The sequence below is a fragment of the Marinobacter fuscus genome, from assembly GCF_003007675.1.
GTDB classification, from domain to species: Bacteria; Pseudomonadota; Gammaproteobacteria; order Pseudomonadales; family Oleiphilaceae; genus Marinobacter; species Marinobacter fuscus.
Genome location: NZ_PXNP01000071.1, coordinates 1 through 2,700, shown reverse-complemented (window position 1 = coordinate 2,700; position 2,700 = coordinate 1). Strand labels below are relative to the sequence as shown.

Below are 2,700 nucleotides of genomic sequence, written 5' to 3'. Positions count from 1 at the left end.
CCTAGCACCAACACCTGCCGATGCACCGTGATTAAAACCACCGCAAACGATGCGGTGAACGAACCTGAGTTTCAGAGTAGCAGACCCCGTCCCAATTTTCGGCGGACAGCCCCGCGACCGAAACACCGAACTTTACACCAACTCCGCTGAGGTGCTGAGCAACCAAACCGATGGCGGATTTCGATGGCCTTGGCAATTCTCCAGAACTTCCATTTTGCTGCCAGTTGTCGGCCAAGGCACAATGGCACCGAACCACCCAAAACGACCCAAGGCACTGCCAGCTAACGCTGAGGTAACCGGCGCCGGAGCGCAGCGGAGGGAACCAAAAGTTGTAAGCTTTTGGCGTCCGGTTGACCGGCTGGTTAGTGGCCGGTCACCACCAAGGTCTCCCCTGGCAACCAACGCTGCATACCCTCTCCCGAACAGCTTGCACCAACCCAACGGATGGCGAAAGGAACCAGAGCGCAAACAACACCAACCCGATTACCGTTTGAACTGGACGGCCCCGCGACTGGGGCACGCCGTAAATAACCATGCTGCCGATGATCTTGGCAACCAACCCCGACAACAACTTTTCCGGCCTTGGCCATCATCAACCCAAGCGGCTTTGCAGCCAAAACCGGTGCCAAGGCCTTGGCACTGAGCCCGCAAAAAAAGAAGAGGGCCTGGGCCAATAACGCTTAGGTAACCGGCACCGGAGCGCCAGCGGAGGGAACCAAAAGCAGAAAGCTTTTGGTGTCCGGTTGACCGTCTGGTTATGCATGTTTCGGCCACATGCCATCCATCATCACAGGGTAAGTGACTGGCTTGTAGTCGGTAAACTCAATGTCTCTAACATGGGTAAAATCTGTCCAGAGCTGCCGAGCGCCTTTCATCCAGCTCGACGGCTTAACCCGCCGTTCTATTTTTTCGACTTCTTCGAGAGTAGCTTCACGAATTGGCCCAACTTTGCCGTACAACCTCACACCAGATGGGGCAACGAAGCGACCTTTTAATAGAGAGCGCAGCCAAAAAAGGCGGCCAGCGTTTACCGCCATAATGCATACGTGAGGGTTTTGATCAATATTGCTACCCAAAGCTTGGGCATAATGATCAAAGAAATAACCTCGCTGATCCTCACCCAAAAATACTGTGCCAACAGGCGTTATGTGAGGTGTTCCATCCGGGTTCACCGTTGCGATTGAACAATAGAGAGTCGAGGCTTGTCCCTGCTCCAGCACTGCTTTAACTTTCCCCCAATCATCCTTGATACTCATAGTTTCTCCCTTAGTGCATAACGCCTCAAACACCGGCAGCATTTACGCTGTCCGTGTGCTTTGACTTGTTAGCTTCTTCTCTGCAAAGCTGATCAACTTGTTTTAACAGTACAGGAATTCTATTCTTCCCAAACATGTTTTTAATTGAAGATTTGGCCAGCTCCAAGTTTCCCGTTGTTGTAATATACAAAGGCTTTTTGCTTTTGCCCCTAAAAATCTCGTGGCCAGATTCAAGGTCTGCATATGACTTCTTCGCGACACCAATTATTTCTGGCTTATCTACTAAAGCATCATATAGGCGCTTACCTAGTCCGGGCCGGCTCTTTCCGTCTAAATAAACATGGCCATCTACTATTATCACATTTGGCTTAAGTGAAAATTCTTCTAGAAGAGCGAGAATACAAGGAAGCTCTCTTTTGTAAAAAAATCCAGGCTCATAAGGTTCGACCTTTTTTACAAAGGATGTATACTCTTTCTGAGCTTCTTCATCTTCCCAAGAGTCAAAAGCAATTCCAGCTACATGAGCTGATTCATTCAAGTATTGTACATCGACAGCAAGAATCACTAACAAAGCCCTTCAAAAGCCCACACACCGACGTCATCTTTTTCAAAGAATGCTCCGTATTCAGCATTAACTTTTACTCCAACAAAATGAAGCTCAATTCCTTCTTTTGAGACTTCAATCCAAGCTAAATCTGCTTCCTTTCGATCTAACCAGTCTTTAGCTTCAAGTAATTGCAACCATTCTGGAAGCCGCGCTAATGCAGTTTTTGAGTCTTCTATGAAAGTTGTTGGTATGACTCCATCGAAGCTAGGCATGCTTAGACAGATTTCATAGCCTTCATAGTTAATCATTATGAAACCATGCTCAGGTTCTTCTTGTTTAAATAGAACCAATTCCCCGTTATCTCTGGACTCTACTTTTACAATGTCTCCCTTACCGTATTCATAGAAACCTTCTTCTCTGAATGGGACTACTTCTATCTTTTCTTCCTGGAACTGTTCTAGGTATTTGTTCATATGTCGAATAGGTGGTAGTGAAGCTAACGCGAAGCACAGCGGCGGCCCGACAGGGGCGTCCGGCGGCCATCAGCCGCGTACTGCTGCGATTTGTTAAGTTTTTGCGCGGTTCTTAATCGCAACAATGGGCATGATGATTACCAAGCTATAGAGAAGCATACCAACAGTAAGAGTAGCAAACTCAAGCAATTCAATACCGCGACCCGGTATGTCGAATACGGTATAACTCCATACTCCGGCACTCACACCAATGACAGAATAGATCAAGCCACGGAAGTACGTTCCAATACCAGCCTTCTTGAGTAACGGCCCTCCAATGAGCGCGATAATTCCAGCGGCAAAAAATATCGGGATCGAGTTTACGACAGCGCTTTCAAGCATGAATTCAATAATGCTGTTCACGGCTTCTCCCTAAACTTAACGC

Annotated in this window: 4 protein-coding genes; all 4 read right to left on the bottom strand. The window is 47.7% G+C overall.

Annotated features, from left to right (window positions below):
- Positions 1–755 precede the first annotated feature (755 nt).
- Positions 756–1,256 (bottom strand): pyridoxamine 5'-phosphate oxidase family protein, encoded by a 501-nt coding sequence (locus C7H09_RS09475; RefSeq protein WP_106762288.1) that lies wholly within the window; start codon positions 1,254–1,256, stop codon positions 756–758.
- A 25-nt stretch (positions 1,257–1,281) separates the two neighbouring features.
- Positions 1,282–1,821, bottom strand: a complete 540-nt coding sequence (locus C7H09_RS09470; RefSeq protein WP_106762287.1) for an endonuclease V — start codon at positions 1,819–1,821, stop codon at positions 1,282–1,284.
- Entirely contained in the window at positions 1,821–2,276 is a 456-nt protein-coding gene (locus C7H09_RS09465) for a hypothetical protein (protein WP_106762286.1), read from the bottom strand. Before C7H09_RS09465 ends, C7H09_RS09470 begins: the two co-directional genes overlap by 1 nt.
- A gap of 93 nt (positions 2,277–2,369) precedes the next feature.
- Positions 2,370–2,678: a hypothetical protein gene (locus C7H09_RS09460; protein ID WP_106761488.1), complete on the bottom strand. Its 309-nt coding sequence runs from the start codon at positions 2,676–2,678 to the stop codon at positions 2,370–2,372.
- Positions 2,679–2,700: the final 22 nt, after the last annotated feature.

What these genes read in the sequence shown, in the direction of transcription:
- C7H09_RS09475 (WP_106762288.1), bottom strand. Translation starts at nt 1,256, where the DNA reads ATGAGTATCAAGGATGATTGGGGGAAAGTTAAAGCAGTGCTGGAGCAG.
- C7H09_RS09465 (WP_106762286.1), bottom strand. Translation starts at nt 2,276, where the DNA reads ATGAACAAATACCTAGAACAGTTCCAGGAAGAAAAGATAGAAGTAGTC.